At 31.1% G+C, this 19,146-nt stretch carries 19 protein-coding genes; 1 reads left to right on the top strand and 18 read right to left on the bottom strand.

Features of this window, described 5'->3' with window-relative positions; genetic code table 11:
• Positions 1-32: 32 nt before the first annotated feature.
• From JJD95_RS08825 to mraZ, 17 genes are all read right to left on the bottom strand, one after another.
• Positions 33-644, bottom strand: a complete 612-nt coding sequence (locus JJD95_RS08825; RefSeq protein WP_291642450.1) for a DivIVA domain-containing protein — start codon at positions 642-644, stop codon at positions 33-35.
• A 16-nt stretch (positions 645-660) separates the two neighbouring features.
• A complete protein-coding gene (locus tag JJD95_RS08820) occupies positions 661-1,434 on the bottom strand; it encodes a YlmH/Sll1252 family protein (RefSeq protein WP_291642448.1) in 774 nt (257 codons plus the stop codon).
• 25 nt (positions 1,435-1,459) lie between these two features.
• On the bottom strand, positions 1,460-1,717 hold the full coding sequence (locus JJD95_RS08815) for a YggT family protein (RefSeq protein ID WP_291642446.1): 258 nt from the start codon (positions 1,715-1,717) through the stop codon (positions 1,460-1,462).
• A gap of 38 nt (positions 1,718-1,755) precedes the next feature.
• Positions 1,756-2,199: a cell division protein SepF gene (locus tag JJD95_RS08810; protein ID WP_291642444.1), complete on the bottom strand. Its 444-nt coding sequence runs from the start codon at positions 2,197-2,199 to the stop codon at positions 1,756-1,758.
• Between the two features lie 2 nt (positions 2,200-2,201).
• Positions 2,202-2,873 carry a YggS family pyridoxal phosphate-dependent enzyme gene (locus JJD95_RS08805; RefSeq protein ID WP_291642442.1) on the bottom strand — a complete coding sequence of 224 codons (672 nt, stop codon included), beginning with the start codon at positions 2,871-2,873 and terminating at the stop codon, positions 2,202-2,204.
• A 124-nt stretch (positions 2,874-2,997) separates the two neighbouring features.
• Positions 2,998-3,717 carry a DUF881 domain-containing protein gene (locus JJD95_RS08800; protein WP_291642440.1) on the bottom strand — a complete coding sequence of 240 codons (720 nt, stop codon included), beginning with the start codon at positions 3,715-3,717 and terminating at the stop codon, positions 2,998-3,000.
• A gap of 9 nt (positions 3,718-3,726) precedes the next feature.
• On the bottom strand, positions 3,727-4,068 hold the full coding sequence (locus tag JJD95_RS08795; protein WP_291642438.1) for a small basic family protein: 342 nt from the start codon (positions 4,066-4,068) through the stop codon (positions 3,727-3,729).
• A gap of 21 nt (positions 4,069-4,089) precedes the next feature.
• Complete coding sequence (locus JJD95_RS08790) at positions 4,090-4,812, bottom strand: DUF881 domain-containing protein (RefSeq protein WP_291642436.1); 723 nt, start codon at positions 4,810-4,812, stop codon at positions 4,090-4,092.
• Positions 4,813-4,866: 54 nt separating this feature from the next.
• Positions 4,867-5,670, bottom strand: coding sequence for an FtsQ-type POTRA domain-containing protein (locus tag JJD95_RS08785; RefSeq protein ID WP_291642434.1), 804 nt, complete (start codon positions 5,668-5,670; stop codon positions 4,867-4,869).
• A gap of 226 nt (positions 5,671-5,896) precedes the next feature.
• The gene (gene spoVE, locus JJD95_RS08780) at positions 5,897-7,003 is read right to left on the bottom strand and encodes a stage V sporulation protein E (RefSeq protein WP_291642432.1); all 1,107 of its coding nucleotides are present in this window, start codon (positions 7,001-7,003) and stop codon (positions 5,897-5,899) included.
• A 23-nt stretch (positions 7,004-7,026) separates the two neighbouring features.
• Positions 7,027-7,977 (bottom strand): phospho-N-acetylmuramoyl-pentapeptide-transferase, encoded by a 951-nt coding sequence (gene mraY, locus JJD95_RS08775; protein WP_291642430.1) that lies wholly within the window; start codon positions 7,975-7,977, stop codon positions 7,027-7,029.
• Complete coding sequence (gene murF / locus JJD95_RS08770) at positions 7,977-9,371, bottom strand: UDP-N-acetylmuramoyl-tripeptide--D-alanyl-D-alanine ligase (protein WP_291642428.1); 1,395 nt, start codon at positions 9,369-9,371, stop codon at positions 7,977-7,979. Before murF ends, mraY begins: the two co-directional genes overlap by 1 nt.
• Positions 9,372-10,817, bottom strand: a complete 1,446-nt coding sequence (locus JJD95_RS08765; RefSeq protein ID WP_291642426.1) for a UDP-N-acetylmuramoyl-L-alanyl-D-glutamate--2,6-diaminopimelate ligase — start codon at positions 10,815-10,817, stop codon at positions 9,372-9,374. It lies immediately after the preceding gene.
• A 232-nt stretch (positions 10,818-11,049) separates the two neighbouring features.
• Entirely contained in the window at positions 11,050-13,251 is a 2,202-nt protein-coding gene (locus tag JJD95_RS08760) for a stage V sporulation protein D (protein WP_291642424.1), read from the bottom strand.
• A 48-nt stretch (positions 13,252-13,299) separates the two neighbouring features.
• Entirely contained in the window at positions 13,300-13,785 is a 486-nt protein-coding gene (locus JJD95_RS08755) for a hypothetical protein (protein WP_291642422.1), read from the bottom strand.
• Between the two features lie 27 nt (positions 13,786-13,812).
• Positions 13,813-14,745, bottom strand: a complete 933-nt coding sequence (gene rsmH / locus JJD95_RS08750) for a 16S rRNA (cytosine(1402)-N(4))-methyltransferase RsmH (RefSeq protein WP_291642421.1) — start codon at positions 14,743-14,745, stop codon at positions 13,813-13,815.
• Positions 14,746-14,759: 14 nt separating this feature from the next.
• A complete protein-coding gene (gene mraZ / locus JJD95_RS08745) occupies positions 14,760-15,188 on the bottom strand; it encodes a division/cell wall cluster transcriptional repressor MraZ (protein ID WP_291642419.1) in 429 nt (142 codons plus the stop codon).
• Positions 15,189-15,492: 304 nt separating this feature from the next.
• Between mraZ and ychF the strand changes: the two genes are divergently transcribed.
• Positions 15,493-16,590, top strand: coding sequence for a redox-regulated ATPase YchF (gene ychF / locus JJD95_RS08740; protein ID WP_291642509.1), 1,098 nt, complete (start codon positions 15,493-15,495; stop codon positions 16,588-16,590).
• Between the two features lie 60 nt (positions 16,591-16,650).
• On the opposite strand, the gene JJD95_RS08735 is transcribed toward ychF, so the two are convergent.
• Positions 16,651-18,948: an AAA family ATPase gene (locus tag JJD95_RS08735; RefSeq protein WP_291642418.1), complete on the bottom strand. Its 2,298-nt coding sequence runs from the start codon at positions 18,946-18,948 to the stop codon at positions 16,651-16,653.
• Positions 18,949-19,146 lie beyond the last annotated feature (198 nt).

Raw genomic sequence — 19,146 nt, 5'->3', positions numbered from 1 at the left:
AAAGTCTCACCTAGTGGGTGAGACTTTTTATTTTAGCCTTTTGCAAAAAATGTTTTTATTTCTTCTAAATCCTTATCATTGAAATCTCTTTCATCAATATTTTTAAGTGTTAAATTAGAATATTCTGATGTAGCGTCAATCTCACTATGGTTTTTTTTATCATTTTGCTCCACAGAAGCATTATATTTTTTTAAATAATCATTCTCAAGGCCATCAAACATCTCAATCTGACAATTAATAAAACTTCTGAATTTTGTTCTAAAGATTGCAAACTCTTGTTTAATTTTTTCATATTCATCATTTATCTTAATCACACTATCGTTTGCCTTGTCTATCACCCTTTGAGCGGAGTCATTTGCATTTCTAATAATGGATTCTGATTCCTTTTGGGCAGAAACTTTTGCTTGTTCTGCTGCATTTTGAGCAAGTACTAGCGTATTTTGAATTGTTGATTCTATTTTAACGTGATGTTCTAATTTTTCTTCTAAAAACGCTGACTTTTCTCTTAAAATCGAATTATCTTTGTATATAATCTCATATTCTTCAGATACCTGATCTAAAAACTCATCAACTTCATCAACATTATAACCTCTTAAGCCTTTTTTAAATTCTTTATTATTAATATCCATAGCAGTTAATTTCATTTGTTTCCCCCTATAACTAAATATACTTTAATATTGCAATTTTCAAACGTTCCTTTTGAGTAGTTCCTACAATTTCTCTAATTTTAAACTTCCCATATCCTCTAATTGTTAAGGTATCATTATTTTTTAAAGTTTCATCTTTTTTAAAACACTGAAAATAATTCAATAATATTTTCCCTTGAGATATTAACCCCACTGAATTATTTCTTGAAACATTACATATAGCCGCAACTAGACCATCCAAACGACAAGAGGTAGATATAACTATTTTCTCTTCAAATTTTCTCTCTGGAAGATTATGGTGCATATAATCATATTCACGAACTTCACATGGACAATTTGCTATACTTTCTAAATTAGTAATTATATAATTACTAATTTCACTACAAACGGTAGCATAACATATTCCATCTTCAATTATTAAATCACCTAGTTTTTCTCGATTAATACCCAGTGACATTATTGCACCTAAATAATCCTTATGCGCAGGACTTCTAAACTTTGATTTATTCTTTATTTCAAGCAAATTTATTGGATATTCTCTGGGCTCATCTAGAGCCGCAAATGCTAAAATTCTCCTATCAGCATCTTTAAATATACCATTTGTAAAAGCTTTTACCTTATAATCTTCACATTTAGCTAAAATCTCATTCCAAATTGCTGGTGATATAAAATCACTAGTAAATACTATCTTATTTGTTTTTTCAGCTAGTTGCATTTTATTAAATATACTCGAAATTAAATTCTTGTCATCACAATTTATACTATTTAAAAATTTTCTCTTATCCATTTAACTCTTCCTTTAATCTACTAATTTATCTAAGTAGCCCTAGTACGAATCCTTTTGCAAACATTAAAATTAAAAGTGCAATAAGCGGTGACCAATCTACCATTGTATTTCCTAAATACTTTTCTTGAATTTTTCTGCCCGGTAATAAAAGAGGGCCTGTAATCTTATGCAATAATTCTATATATTGATTTGTGCGATTAGGATATACCCAAGATAAAATCACATCAATCCATATTGCACCTTGTAATACGTTAAAAAGCATACCAAAAAAATTATATAACAAATTTTATACCTCCTAGATTCCTTTTTAGGGGATACTTATTATTTATTCCAATTGAAAATTCCTTTTGAACTTAGTTCATTTTTTAATGCATTATCCACTTCTACATTGGATGGAGAAATTATATATACTCCTTTTTCTATCTGCTGTAGCTCACCGCCTAATGCATAACAAGCTCCTCCAATAAAATCTAATAGCCTTTGACCAGTTTTAGGTTCTAATCCAGTTGTATTAACTACTACTATTTTTCTAGATTTTAAATTATCACTTATAGTAGTTGCTTCATCGAAATCATCTGGTTTTATAATAACCACTTTTGCAGATGATGTGGTATGGATATTCACAATTTTACTTTGTTTTTTGTTTGTACTCATAAGGGATTCAATATCCATGTTGTCGTCTTCATTATCCATTTCTTCAACTTCGTCCACAGCTTCCTCTGCCATACCTAAAAAACCCATTACCTTATTCATTACTTTACTCATTTTTATACCTCCAGTTTTTTGTAATCTCTTTTTCCAAATATTTCCGTTCCAAGTCTTATCATATTAGCTCCCGAGTCTATTGCAATCTCATAATCTGAACTCATACCTAAAGACAGAAATTCCATTGTAACATTTTTATATTCAGAAGTTTTTAAATTATCGAATATAGTTTTCATCTCACTAAAGTACTTTCTACAATCCTTATCGCCACCAATTGGAATTGTAGCCATGAGACCTTTGATTTTTATATTGTTGCAGTTTTCACAAGCTTTTATTAGAGCTTCTAAATCTTTAACTGCTATACCAGTCTTGGTACTTTCACTGCCTATATTAACTTGAATTAATAAGTTAGCAATCTCATCTTTATCTCCATATCGTTTTTCTATTTCTCGAAGTAATCGTATGCTATCTAAAGAATGAATAAGATGAACTTTCCCAACAATATATTTAACCTTATTCCTTTGTAAATGTCCTATAAAATGCCATCTAACATCTTCACTTATGCTGTCATATTTATCCATTAATTCCTGTACTTTATTTTCACCAAAATCTCTAGCCCCAGATGCATATGCCTCTTGTATTTCACTTATTTGTCTGGTTTTAGAAACACAAACAAGTGTTACTCCTTCTGGAATTTCATTTTTTAATTTGTTATAAACTTCACCAATTGCCAATTATCATCCCTCCTTACTGTTTTATTATGTAAAAATCAATTGTTAATTGTAATATCCTTTTCTCTTTTAATTCTTCATTGAATAAAGAAACTCCTTCAATATTTGAATGTAATTTTTAATTTTATTAATCTTTTTTAGTTAAAGGCACCACATACTCATGTTTAAATTCTCCTGTATAAGATAATATTTTAATTTTTTCTTTCTTCTCAATACTAACTTCAATTTCTCTAAGCCTTAATGACATTATATGAGATTGCTCTTTATTTAAATAATTATACATCAAATCTTGGTTTCCTATGGCACTAATGTAAAAAGGTGCAGGAATCTTAATTCCGCTAAAAATAATAGGAACGCCAACACATATAACAGAATTATTATATGTAACCCTGATACCATTTACTTCAGTGGCTTCTGCGCCTGCATTTCTCAGGTCATTTATCACTCGCTCAATATCTATGTTATGAACTGTCACTAACATATTATCATCATAACTACTAGTAAGTGCTATTCCATCATCTAATGTAACTATAACTCCTGGCCCTTCAAGGTCACTTTTTCCTAAAATTTGATTGTTATAAATAACTTCCTTTTGTATTTCTTCTAAAATTTTAGAGTCAGCGTTATAACTAGTATCATATTTTTTAAACCTTGAATTTATACTGAAATATTCGTGTTGTAAATTGTTTAGTTCTAAATACAGTTTACTTCTCTCATTATAGGCTTCATTGTATTGTTTCACATCTAAAAAATTAATTTCCCCTTCAAACCCTAGGTTCATAGATATAAGAAGTCCTATAATTATGGAAGCGATAAAAACAAATATGGTAGCTTCATTATTTTTCATTTAATCACCTCATGAGTGGGATTTGGTTTTGTCTATTAAAATTCGCCTTATAATTGCAAAGTTATCAAATATCCTTCCGCCAAATACAATAACGGCAGCCAAATAAATTGGAATTCCGAGTTTATCCCCTAAATAAACCATTGCTACAGCTAGTGCTGCATTCCCAAAAAAACCTGATATGAAAATATCAGCTCTGAAATTATGGGAAATTGACCCTCGGAGCGCTCCGAATACTGAATCCAAACATGCAAAAATTGCTACAGAAATATATGGAGAAAATTTAACTGGAATTTCCACATTCCATACAATTCCTAATATAATACCTATTAATAATCCTACAAAAGCAACCATTTTATCACCTCTATTTTATTTCTATTCTTTTTCTACTGGTTTAGCAAACTCAAATTTATATGTTTTATTATATTTAGGAATTAATACTTTGTCTGTCGGTGTTGTCTTTATTGTAAAACTATTAAGTAATTGTTCTGAAAGTGTGCCTGGGAATTCCATTGCACTAACTAAAAGCTTCTTGTTTCCAATTACGTTAATCGTAATTCTCTCATTCGACGGAATTCTCTCATCATTTATAATAATTGCATTACCACCGGTCCGTATAGCACTACGGGAAGTTAACCTAATACCATTAATGGAAATCGCTTCAGCATCTACTGCGTTTAATTCATTTCTTATATGAACTAAATCCACATCTCGAATATTTGTCTCTCCAATGCTACTATCAAAAATATCAATCCTAGGATCTATGTAAATTATTACACCTTCTCCTTCTACTTCAGTGCCCCCAGTCAGTATTCTTGACTCATTTAACGCCTCGTATAACAATTTACTTTCCTGATCTCTTCCACTTGCAGCACTTTCATATTCACTTGTTTTAGCTTCTAATTCAGAGATTTTCTTCTTTGTTTCTTCTATTTGCTTTTTAAGTTGTACGTTTTCAGTTATAATTTCTGGTGTATTCTTATTAACATCTGTTGCTGCTGTGTTTTGCTTGTTTAATACTTTAAGTTGGTATGTTATCATAAATCCTAACAACGCACATATTAAACCAATTGATATTTGAGCTCTAAATTTCTTCATAGCCTTCCTCCTTACTGTGTCTGAGGGATATATTTATTGTTAATTCTTTAACTTCTAATCTTCTATAAAAGCTACTGGATTTGCTTTATACCTAACATCTACATAACCTGTAGCAGCTTTATATTTTGGTTGTGATAAGATAATTATTGCCCTATTAAACTTATTTTCTAAGTCTTCGCTCGTTCCAAGTTTAATACACATTTTTCCAGAGAAAGCTTTCACATCTAAAACATCACTTATATCTACACTACTAATAATTATATTATCTTTAGTCTTTCTATAATCATTAATAATGTTTGCTATGTCATTAGCAATTTCAATTTTCCTATCGTCTGATAAGATTGCATCTCCTACTTTGCACTTTTCCAGATTAAGTCCAACTAAATTAACTATGTTCATATCTTTAATATTAGATCTTTGTTCCAATAGTTTTCCTTGATTATCTATAATGTAATAAATATCATTTACTTTTCCATAAAAAACAGCTACTCTTTCCTCAATTTCAATTAAAATTTTATTGGGTAGCTTTTTTTTAATTTTTACGTCTAGAGTGTATGGGTTTTCTATAATTTGTTTCTTACTATCCTCAAAACTAGCGTAAAAAATATTATTATTTAAGTGAGCACTAACTTGCTCATTAATTTTAGCGTTAGAAACATTTATATTCCCTGTAATTTCAACATTTGTAATATTAAAATAAGGCAATTTAAGGCATAATGTAACCAAAGTAGATACCATAATTATCACAAGTAACATAAGTTTCCTTACTTTCTTTTTCTTTTTTCTTTTTTTTAATAAATTCTCACTGTGCGCTATTATATAATTTCCTTTATCGATGCTATTATTATTGTCCTTCATTCATTTCCCCTCGTTTAATAACATATATTATTACATTCTAAATTTGATTCAAACTTATCTATTATATATATAATAACACTTAATGTAATTATTTTCATCTCTATTCTGATGTATTTTTTAGTATTTTTAAAAAATTCATATTCTATCCTTAGAAATGGATAGATTACGCCCATAATGGGCGCAACATAGAAAAAGCCATGCATAATTGCACGCCTTCTTTCTAATTTTAATTTCTATTTACAGTTTGCCTTGATACATTTAAAAGTATTCCCATGGCAAACATATTAAAAACAAGAGCTGAGCCTCCATAACTTATAAATGGAAGAGGCACACCGGTTACTGGCATTGATCCAGTTACTACCGCTATATTTATAATTGCTTGAACAGCAATGACCGCTGTAATTCCTATAGCTAAAAGGGTACCGTACATATCTTTAGCTGTAACTGCTACTTTAATACCACGCCATACAAAGATAAGGAACAGTAAGATTATAAATATAACTCCGATTAACCCTGACTCTTCACCAATTATAGCAAAAATAAAATCCGTGTGAGGTTCCGGTATGTATAAGCATTTTTGTCTTGATTGACCAATCCCTGCTCCTGTAACTCCTCCCGACCCAAGGGCAAGAAGTGATTGAACTAGCTGGTATCCATCACCTTGGCTATCAGCAAACGGGTCCATAAAACTCGTAAGTCTTTTCAATCTATATGGTGCAATTAATATTAAAACAACAACTGCCGCCACTAGCGAGGATCCTATAACAAAGAGATGTTTAAGTCTTGCCCCTGCTGTAAATAGAATAATTACAGTAACAATCATTATAATAGATGCAATACTTAAATTTGGCTCCATCAGAATTATTCCTGCATAAAATCCTGAAACTAACAGGTATGGAAGCACTCCCCTAGAAAAGCTTTTAATTTTTTCTCCCTTTAAATCTAAACTTTTAGCCATAAATAATACAATAGTATATTTTGCAATTTCGGATGGTTGAATATTTGCAAAGCCAAGTGGTATCCATCGCTTAGCTCCGTTAATGCCATCGAATGCAAATACGGCAATTAATAATATCATTGTAATTATCATAATGAGGCCAGTATATTGTTTGTATTTATGATAATCAGTTTTAATCGCTATAGCCATAAAAATAAAACCTAGAACTGCCCACATCATCTGTTTTTTAAAATAGTAATCCGGATCATCTAACTTCACAAGTGAATACCATGAACTGGCACTAAAAACCATTAATACCCCTATGGTTACAAGAAGTACAACGGTTGCAAACAACATAAAATCTATTTGCCCCATCTTCACACTAGACTTTTTCATATTATACACCCCTTATATCGCTACTAGAGAAATGATAGAAATCCAACTAAACATAAAACAACTGTTATAATGGAAAACACTGCAACAACTTTAGTTTCATGCCACCCAACTAGTTCAAAATGATGATGAATTGGAGACATCTTAAATACTCTTTTACCTGTAGCCTTAAACACCGAAACTTGAATAATAACCGAAACAGCCTCTAGAACATATATGCCACCTACAATCATAACGAGTAGTGGCTGTTTTAATATCATTGCAACTGCAGCAACTGCTCCCCCTAGTGCTAAAGACCCCATATCTCCCATAAAAATTTGTGCTTTATATGAGTTGAATTTCAAAAATCCTAATAATGCGCCTGCAAGAGAAGCACAGAATATTGCTAGAGTAGCATTAGACAAGCTATTACTAACTAGAGCAAAGAATGTCATAACTACTATTGTAACGCTCGTAGCTAGCCCATCTAATCCATCCGTTAAATTAACTGAATTTGTGGTAGCTGCAAAATATACAATAATAAAAGGCACATACCAAACTCCTAAATTTACGGACTTATTTAAAAATGGTATCATTATATCAGTCCCTATTTTAATTGAAGTATAATAACCTATTAAACCTGATACTACAACTATAAGAAACATCTTTTGTTTAGAGCTAAGTCCTTCATTTTTCTTACGTATTGTTTTAATTAAATCATCAATAAGTCCGATTAACCCAAAAGCTACAAAACAATATAATACAATCATAGCTTCATCATTAACATGCCTAACAATAATTAACATGGTAATTATTGTTGAAGTCATGAATATAATACCACCCATAGTTGGGGTTCCTGCTTTTTTTAGATGACTTCTAGGCCCCTCTTCCCTTATATTTTGGCCGAATTTAAGTTTATGCAGTAAGGGAATTAGTAATGGACCTTGCATGATTGATAATAAAAATGCAATTAAAACTGAATAAATAATTATACCCATTATCCCATCACCTCTTTAGACTTTATATTTCCTAGGCAATTTACTATACTCTCAAATTTCATATATCTTGAGGCTTTAACTAAAACAACATCATTTTCAGAGAGGATACCCTCTAGGAAGGAAATTACTTCATCATAAGTATCAAAACTTCTATATTTATCTATATCCACAAATCCTTCACTATATGCCTGATTAAATTCACCTAAGGTAATTAATAAATCAATATTCTTATCTTTTGCATAAGCACCTACTTGTTTATGAGCCTGAAAGGAGCTAGTTCCAAGTTCCCTCATAGTACCTAGTATTGCAATTTTAGATTTTCCAGAGATATTACAAAGCACGTCAATTGCGGCTATCATTGAGTCTGGACTAGCATTATAACAGTCATTTACTATAGTGAATTTGTTTCCTTTTATTATATCTAAACGCATTGACGTAGCTTCGAGCTTTTTAAAACCCACTGCAATTTCATCATAATTCATACCCAGCTCTCTAGCAGTGGCTACTGCTAGTAACGAATTTAGAACATTGTGCCTTCCAGGTATATCTACCTCAATTGTTTTCTTTATTAAATTTCCAGCTTCTAATATATTAAATGTTATTTTTTCCTGGTAAATATTTAAATCAACGGCTTTATAGTCTGCTTCAGAATCAATTCCTGTTTTTATAAGCTTATCTTTTGATGTAATTATACCTTCTAACAAATCATTATCCGAGTTTACAATTAAAATACTGTCCTTATTAAAGAAATCTGTTATCTCCATTTTAGCTTTTAAAATATTTTCTCTAGTCTTAAGATTTTCAATATGGGACATTCCAATGTTAGTAATAATAGCAATATCAGGCCTAGCCACATCACATAACCTATGAATTTCCCCAAAATCACTCATACCCATTTCAAGCACAGCAACATCAAAAGTGTTATTAAGCTTAAATATCATCATAGGTAGTCCTATTTCATTATTAAAATTTCCTAAGGTCTTAAATACTTTGAATTTTGAGCTTAGAACTGCTGCCACCAAATCCTTTGTAGAAGTTTTACCGGTAGAACCGGTAATGCCCACTACTTTTATATTCAATTTATTTATATAAAACTTTGCAAGCTGCATTATGACCTTATTAGTATCCCCTACCATAATTACAGAGGTTTTCATATCTAGCTCTGCAACTTTAAATTTCACCTCATCAATTATACAAATTGAAGCTCCACTTTTACTAGCTTCTAAAACAAAATCATTAGCATTAAAATTTTCACCTTTTAGGGCTATAAAGATATCATTATCCCTTATGGCTCTTGTATCTATGCTAACATTGTTATACAGTGCGTTTGTGCCCTTAACTATTAGTTCTCCCCCTGTTGCCTCTATTATCTCGTCACGACTAATGTACTCCATCTATATTCGCTCCTTTATTATCTCTGAAACAACTTCTCGCTCATCAAAGTGAATAGTTTTACCTTTTAAAACCTGATAATCCTCATGACCTTTTCCTGCAATAACAATTACATCATCACTCCCTGCCATTTCTATTGCTCTCTTTATAGCTTCGCGTCTATTTTCTATAATTTCAAAATTTTGTTTTTTAATTTCACGTACTACATCTTTAATTATATCTAGTGGTTCTTCATTTCTTGGATTATCGGAAGTTATTACGCAGTAATCACTTAAATTAGTTCCAATTACACCCATTATAGGTCTTTTGGTTTTATCTCTATCTCCACCACAACCAAATACACTTATAAGTTTAGATTTTGTAAATCCCCTAGCAGTTTTAAGTATATTCTCGAGTCCATCTGGCGAATGAGCATAATCTAAAATTATTTCAAAACCTAGGTTATAATTACCTCCTACAATTTCACAGCGACCTGGCACTTGTACCTCTTGTAGCCCTAGTTTAATGACTGGTAGCTCTATCCCTTGATTAAGGCAAACAGCTATTGAACCAAGGGCATTGTATACATTATAATTTCCTGGTATTTTGAGTTCTATTTCAATAGATTTATCACTATACTCTAAAGTGAATTTGCTCCCCCTTGAATTCATTTTTATATCACTGGCCCTAATATCTGCTTTATCGTTAAGTCCATAGGTTAATTTACTACTTTTAATTAAACTATAAGCTTTTTCGCCATAAGTATCATCAATGTTAATTATAGAGTTCACACTATTTTCAAACAACTTTAATTTTGCACTAAAATAATTTTCAAAAGTTTTATGAAAATCTAAATGATCCTGAGTTAAATTTGTGAAAATACTGTCGCAAAACTCTATGCCATATACCCTATTTAAATACAACGAGTGTGAAGATACTTCCATAACACAATAATCAACATTAGCATCCACCATTTGATTAAAAAGTTTTTGAAGCTCCAGTGATTCTGGAGTGGTTCTCTCTGTGTGAATTTTCTTCTGATCAATATAATTTGCTATAGTTCCTATAAGACCAACTTTATATCCACCCTGTTCTAAAATAGCTTTAATCATAAATGCTGAAGTTGTTTTTCCATTAGTGCCAGTAATACCTATCATTTTCATCTTGCTACTAGGATTCCCATAGTAATTAGCTGCACTTATTGAAAGTGCCACTCTTGTATCATCAGTTCTAATAACTGTGCAGTTTTTTAGTTCTCCTATATTCTTCTGGCATACAATGGCAACAGCACCATTTATTATGGCATTTTGTATATATTCATGACCATCAACACTATATCCTTCTATACAAAAAAACACGTCACCATTTTTAACTTTTCTTGAATCATATTGAATTTCCACTATTTCCATATCCATATTACCCTGAATTAAATCAAATTTAATATTCTCCATAATTTTTTCTAATTTCATAATTATCACTCCCTTAAATCATCACATGCATTATGTTTCTACTTTTATTCTAATTAATAACCTCTTTTAAGAATAGTATACACTATAGAATTAATTTTTCAATGATACCACTATTACCCTTTACATGGCAAATCCGACAGTTCAGCAAAGCTGAGTCCTGTCGGTTTTTGTTTTAATGTCTCTATTATATAGTTATACACTATATCTAACAGCATCGCAGATGATGCTTTAACTAATCAGCCACTATATCTAGATGCACAGTCACCGTAGTTCCCTTTTTCACTTCTGTCCCTTCTAGGTCTTGTTCTGAGGCTATACCACTACCGATAAACTTTACTTTTAGACCAAGACTAGTTAATAGTTCACTAACTTTTTCTGGGCTATTTCCCTTGATACTTGGAACCATTACTGTACTATCATCTTCTACTTTTGAATCCGTGTGTAAAATAATTTCGGTCCCTTCTTTAACTGTGTATCCAGGTTTTGGAGTCATATCAGTAATAACTTCTCCCTCTGTACTCAATTTCATCTTTAAATTATTTTCTTTTAACATTTTTTTAGCGTCTGCAGTTTTAAGACCCCTTACCTCAGGTACAATGACGTCCTTAAGTAAACTTTTTGCAATTTCTTCACTAGTAGCATCAGATTTAAGTGCTAAGTAATTGAAAATATCATTAAACACTTGTTTTGCAACAACTGTTGCAATCTGACCACCATAATAATTAGATGGGTCTGGTTCGTCAATATTAATTAATAGTGTTATTTGTGGATCATCTGCTGGTGCCATACCTGCAAAAGATGAAACATATTTTTGAGGTAGATAGCCACTGGTTCCTGGTGCTGGATTGATTTTTTGAGCAGTTCCTGTCTTCCCAGCAATATGGTACCCTGCAATATAAGCCTTTTTACCTCCACCAGTTTCTATAACCTGTTCAAGGTATGATCTAAGCTGCTTTGTAGTTTCCTCATCTACTATTCTTCTCTCATTATAGTTCGAATATGCCTCAAAAACTTGTTTTTCATTCGAATCATCATATTCTACTATTTCTTTCATAACATGTGGAGTTATAAGCTTACCTCCATTTGCAATAGCATTAAAAGCTGTTAAATACTGTATGCAAGATAGTGTTCCACCTTGACCAAATGAGGTTACAGCTACATCAAGGGGAGTCATGTTTTCAGCTTTTCTGATTATCCCCGCTGCTTCTCCATTTAAATCAATACCAGTTTTCTTGCCGAGTCCAAATAAATTAATATACTTAGTTAATTTTTCATTACCAAGTCTTTTTCCCAGTTCCATAAATCCAACATTACAAGAGTTTTTTAAAATATCCACAAAATGTTGAGATCCATGTCCTGTAGGTTTCCAGCACCTTATTGTTTTACCTGAAACTACAGTGCTACCGTTACAAACAAATACATCATTTTCATCTACTACTTTCTCTACCATGGCTCCTATAGATGTAATTACTTTAAAAATAGACCCCGGTTCAAATGTATCACTTACTGCTCTATTTCTCCAAGCCTTTTGATTTTCATCAAAACTTATAGTGTCATCCCATGGATCATTTGGATCATAGTCCGGCTTATTAACCATGCCTAGTATTTCTCCATTTTTAGGGTTCATTACAATTATACTAACTGCAGCTGCTTTATTATCAATCATAGCCTGTTCAGCTGCTTTTTCTACAAATTGCTGAATTTTTTCATCAACAGTAAGTATCAAATCTTTTCCATTAACTGGCATTGTATAATCTGATATTTTATAAGCCAAATCTTCACTTTTAGCATCAGTTTCCGTGATTTTTATTCCAGGTACCCCTGCTAGATATTTATCATAATATAGTTCAGCTCCTACTAGTCCCTTTCCATCGGAATTAGTGTGTCCTAGAACATTTGCCAAAAAATTATTATTGATATAAAATCTTTTTGTATCTCCAGTAATAACTATTCCCCGAAGTTTATTCACCTTAGAAAATTCGATTATTTTATCAGATACGTCTTTTTCTATTCTTCTCTTAAGCCCAACTCCTCCAATAGCTTCTCCCTTTGAATTAGTCGCAGTTAATTTAGATAAAACATCTGCAGATTCCATATCAAGTATTTCAGCAAGGCCAGGTGCAATATCCTTCATAGTTAAGTCATTATTAGAAGTAGTGTCTCTTAATGCATTAAGCTCTAAATCCACTCTAAAAACATTTGCGCTTATGACTAATTCATTTTCATTTCTGTCTAAAATTCTTCCTCTACTTGCTGCAATACGAACATCACTTGTCCACTGCAAAATTGCTCTTACTTTTAAGTCCTTTCCTTTAACTATCATTACGTAGCTTAACCTACCAACCAATAGAAAAAACAAAACAAAAAGTATGAAAAAGACAATAAGCATTCTTCGTTTAACAATTACTTTGTCTCTATACTCCCCTTTTGCCAATTTAGCTCCTCCTTATTATTTCTGTAACACTATGTGGATAGTCCACCTTTAAAAAATAATATCTTTGATTTTTTCTAATATCATGGTACTCTTTTTCACTTGTAACTCACTTTTAACTTCTAAGTTATTCTTACTTAAATTCATGTACTCTATATCACTAATTTGTGGTTTAACCATATTAAGTCTACCAAGAGCTATTTCCTCAACATAATTTATATTTTTAAACTTAAGCAGTTGTACTTTATAAGCACTATTTTCTTTATTTACTATTTCTAGCTTGGCTTTAGTCTTAGATGCTACATCTTGGTAACTATAAATCATACAATACCTACTAATAATAGTCACTCCAATGACAAAAACTAAAAGAATATTTTTAAGAACACTTTTTTTGTTTTCTATATCCTTTTGTATTTTAGCTTGTTCAGCCTGTTTTCTTGATTTTTCTAAATCATCATATCGTCGTTTTCTAAAAGATTCATCTGGTGATAACACGGTATTCCCATCCATTTGAAGCGTATTTTTTGCTACTATCACTTTATTCACCCCATCCACAATTTAGAACTAAATTTTTTCACAAACTCTTAACTTTGCACTTCTGCTTCTTTTGTTTATTTCTAATTCTTCTTCTGTCGCCACTATAGGTTTTCTACTTATAAGATTTACAATTGGTGTTTTACCACACACACACATAGGTAACTCTTTGGGACATTTACAAGGATCATGCAAGTCTTTAAATTTAACTTTTACAATTCTATCTTCAAGTGAATGAAATGTAATAATTGCCATTCTTCCTCCACTTTTTAGTCTTTGTATTCCATCTTCTATTGCTTTGTTAAGAATTCTGAGTTCACCGTTAACTTCAATTCTTATACCCTGAAAAGTTCTTTTAGCTGGATGGCCTCCATCCCTCTTGTACTTTGCTGGGATAGCTGCATCTATAACATTTACAAGTTCTAAAGTAGTATTTATTGGTTTGTCTACTCTTCTATCAACTATAAAATTAGCTATTCTTTTTGAAAATTTTTCTTCTCCATAATTTCTTAAAACTTCACCTATCTGCTGTTCACTGTAACTATTCACAACATCATAGGCAGATATTCCTTTACTCCTATCCATTCTCATATCAAGAGTCGCATCCCTCATATAGCTGAACCCTCGTTCTGCTTCATCTAATTGAAAAGACGATACCCCAAGATCCATCAAAATACCATCTACACTACCTATCTGAAGTTTTTCTAGTATTGCTTCAATATTATAAAAATTATCGTGTACATAAGTAACATTGTTATACTCCTTAAGGTTTTCCTTTGCAGCTTTTAATGCCTCCGTATCTTGATCAATTCCAATTAGCCTACCCTTTGTGGATAGTCTTTTTAAAATTTCTAAAGAGTGCCCTGCACCTCCTAGTGTACAGTCAACATAAATTCCATCTTCTTTAATATTTAGTGCATCAAGGCACTCATTTAACAAAACTGATACATGCTTAAATTCCATTACTATATCTCCTTTTAAATACCGAGTTCATTCATTTTTTCTGCTATCTCATCAAAATTCATATCCGAGTCATTATAATTATCCCATTTATCTTTTGCCCATATTTCTATTCTAGTTGATACTCCTATACTTACTATCTCCTTTTGAAGACCTGCGTATTCGCATAAGTTTTGTGGTATTAAAGCCCTTCCTTGTTTATCAATGGTAATTTCATTGGCACCAGAGAAGAAAAATCGTACAAAGGCTCTTGCATCTTTACTAGTTAATGGTAGTTTTTTTAGTTTTTCTTCCATTATTAACCATTCTTCCTTGGTGTATATGTACAAGCACCCATCTAAGCCCTTAGTCAATATAAATTCACTAGAAAGTTCATCTCTAAACTTTGTGGGGATAATCATTCTGTTTTTACTATCAATGGCATGTTGATATTCACCTATAAACATTTTACTACCCCCAGCTTATTAAATACTCCACTTTAATCCACTTTCAACCATTCTAAACCACTTTTTAGTATTATTCTATATAAAAATCAAAATTCCTTCTTATTTTAAAGTAAATTTACTGTTTTCTTAAATAAATAAATTCCCAATTTCCATTTTTGAGATAAATTCACTATATATGTAATGTCTACCAATGTATGTTTGATAAAACCATTGTTAAAATTTACTTTCTTGAAATGACTTAAGATGTAGAGTATAATTTAAAAGGTGTCAATAATCTAAGAGTAAGAAAGGAATGTACATATATATGAAGCTAGGAATTGTAGGTTTACCAAATGTAGGAAAAAGCACATTATTTAATGCAATCACAAAAGCAGGGGCAGAATCTGCTAACTACCCATTTTGTACTATAGAACCAAATGTAGGAGTTGTTAGTGTTCCTGATAAAAGGTTGGATGTGCTACAAACCATTTATAATAGTAAAAAGATAATTCATACTGCAATTGAATTTTATGACATAGCAGGCCTTGTAAAGGGAGCAAGTAAAGGAGAAGGGTTAGGGAATAAATTTTTATCTCACATAAGAGAAGTAGAATCAATAGTTCATGTTGTAAGATGCTTTGAAGATGAAAATATAATTCATGTAGATGGCAATATCGATCCCCTACGCGACATAGATACTATTAATTTAGAACTTATTTTTTCTGATCTTGATGTATTAGATCGAAGAATGGAAAAGTCAGTAAAACTTGTTCGTTCTGGAGACAAAACAGCCATAATGGAATATGCACTTATGGAAAGAATAAAAGAACAGCTTGAATCAAATTTACCAGTGAGAACACTTGATGTTAACGCTGAAGAAGCTATTTTTATAAACACTCTTTTTCTGATCACTTCAAAACCAGTATTATTTGCTGCAAACATTAGTGAAGATGATTTAATGTCTGGCAATACAGAAAATGATATGGTTAAAAAAGTTAAAGAATATGCAGAAAGTACTGATTCTGAAGTAATGATAGTTTGTGCAAGGCTCGAGGAAGAACTATCCTCTCTAGAGGATGATGAAAAAATGGAGCTTTTACAGGAATATGGTCTTTCAGAATCTGGACTTGATAAACTTATTCATGCAAGTTATAAACTACTAGGTCTCATGAGTTTTCTTACTGCAGGTCCTCAAGAAATAAGAGCCTGGACTATTCACATTGGGACTAAAGCACCTGTAGCTGCTGGAAAAATCCATTCAGATATCGAAAGAGGCTTTATAAGAGCAGAAATAGTTTCCTTTGATAATTTAGTAGAGTGCGGCTCAGAAGCTGTGGCTAAAGAAAAAGGACAATATAGACTTGAAGGTAAAGAATATATCATGCAAGATGGAGATATAGTTAATTTTAGATTTAACGTATAATATTAAAACTCAGAACAAGCAGGACAACTTAAATGTCCTGCTTGTTTTTTACCTACCACTCTATTGTTTTTTCGTAATATATTTTTTTAGTTCTTTATTAATGGCTGTCATTACTACCTGAAAGTCAGTATCATCGTCCCCCATTAATATATCTACTGCATCTTCTATAGATGTCATAGTATATATATGAAAATTCCCACTTTCAATCTCTTTTTCAACTTCATTATTTAAAACCAAATCCCCCGCATTAGACAGTGGAATTACTACCCCTTTGCCTACTATTGTATCTATTATTTTGCACACCCCGTAAAAACCCTCTATCTTGTCATTTGCCCCTCCTATAGGTTGAACATCACCAAATTGATTTACAGAACCTGTAATGGCAATGTTTTGCTTTATAGGTATTTTACTTAAAGCTGAAAGCATACATACTATTTCTGCAACAGATGCACTATCCCCATCTATTTTGCCATATATTTGTTCAAAGCATAAATGAAAATCTACTGGAAGTTTATTAAATCCACCATTAATACCACTTATATATCCCTTTAATATATTAATAGACTTACTATGAATATTTCCACTTAGATTGCTCTCTTGCTGAACATCCACAATATTTCCTTCTCCCTTATAACAGCAGCAAGTAATCTTTATTGGCTTTCCAAATCTAAAATATCCTGCATCAATTACTGATAACCCATTAACTTGACCTATTCTACTATTTTTAACTTCAATAAGCATTTTATTATCAGCATAGTTATTCAGAGTTTCTTTTTCCATATTATCAATTTTATATCCTACGTGGATTATATCCTCTGCACTAATCCCCCCTCTATTTTTATCTTTAATACTATTGTTTGATAGGGTTAATAGCTTAGTTATTTCATATTTATCATAATATATTTTTTCTTTGCTCTGAGCCTTTCGTGATAGTATCTTTGCAACCTCTCTTATAGCTTCCTTAGTAAGAGACCTCAAATTATTTTCAGTACAGATTTTATCTATCTCAAATACCAAAGAGCTCTTTAAATTTTTGTCAATACTTTGAAGCGGATTACATTCTGATTTTATAGTGAATATTTTCCTAAAGTCTTCATCATAGTTATAAAGCAGGTCATAAGTCTCATAATCCCCAATAAGAATTATCTTTACATTAATAGGGATAGGTTCAGGTTTTAAAGTGTTTAATGAGACCGCTTCATAATAATTTTTACTATAAGCCACATCAACCTTTTCTGTTAACAGTGATTTTTTCAAATGATAATATGCTAATGGATTACTTAGTAAAGTATTTGCTTTAATTATTAAACATCCCTCATTTGCTTTTAACATACTCCCACCTTTTATAAGTTCGGTATCAGTGGAATAAACCCCATTATGATTTTCATATTCTATATTTCCAAGTAAATTCGTTAAATTAGGATCTTGCTCAAATATTACTGGAGGTACTAAATTTTTACTATTATCTACAATTACGTTTACAACATATTTATATATAATTTCATTTATTTTTTCCTCATCATCATCATAACTTAGCGAATAGTTATCTATAAGTTTTTTTTCGATATCATCACATACTATATCAAGATAATTTTGCACATCCACGTCTTCATTAAACATATTTTTGTATTCTTCTTTTAATTCCGCCATTTCATTTTCATAATACACTTCCATAATTTTCTTTAATTTTTCTAGATCTCTATCTTCAATATCTTTTAATTCCTCTAATAGTTGCTTAGATTTATCTTTTAAAGTACTTACTGTCTCTAAAATAGTCTCTTTTTTACCCTTCTCTAAGATGTCATATTCACTTTCAGTCATTTCTTTACCACTACTTAAAGGAATGAATGTAAATCCATTATTGCTGGATTTTATATCAAATCCCTTTTCTTTTGCTGTATCTATTAATTTAGCAATTAGGTCAGTTCTTTGCTTTTGAATATTTTCTGCAATATCATCTTTTTCTTTATTTATAGAACTGTTATAAAACTCAAATGTGCATTCTAAATATTCATTCTGAATTTCCTTTAGTACCTTTTTTAGTTTATTACCTCCGCCATTACTTATAAAAATAGGTTTTGGAGATTTATCATCTTCAAATAACACATAGCAAATGTCCGTTGGTTTGCTTCTTTTTTCAAATATATCATTAACATATTTAACAATATCTTTAAGCCCCTCTTTTGAAAAATCGTCTATTAAATAAATATTAAAACCCTCTTTATCTATACTTAATCCAGTTCTAATATTTTCTATTACATCCATATACTGTGGCATAACATCTAAGGGGCCTTGTACCTTAATGTCTTCAATATCAAATTCATAAATAATTTCACTTGGAGTTAATTCCCTCTTCATATTCCGCCTCCTCCCAATCCTTTACTATATTAATATTCTTAAATTATAAATTTAGGAACAAATATTATCATTAAAAGATAAATATTTTAATAGACTATTTTAATACTGTCAAGCATTTTTGAAAATGTCCCAAATCATGTGAAACATTAGCACCAACTAATTGTTGGTGCTTTGCTTTTGTAAAAGTATGATTTTGGG

Source organism: Clostridium sp. (assembly GCF_016650035.1).
In the GTDB taxonomy this organism is placed as follows: Bacteria; Bacillota; Clostridia; order Clostridiales; family Clostridiaceae; genus Clostridium_AD.
The sequence above is the reverse complement of the archived record's forward strand: the minus strand, read 5'-3'. Positions and strand labels throughout refer to the sequence as shown.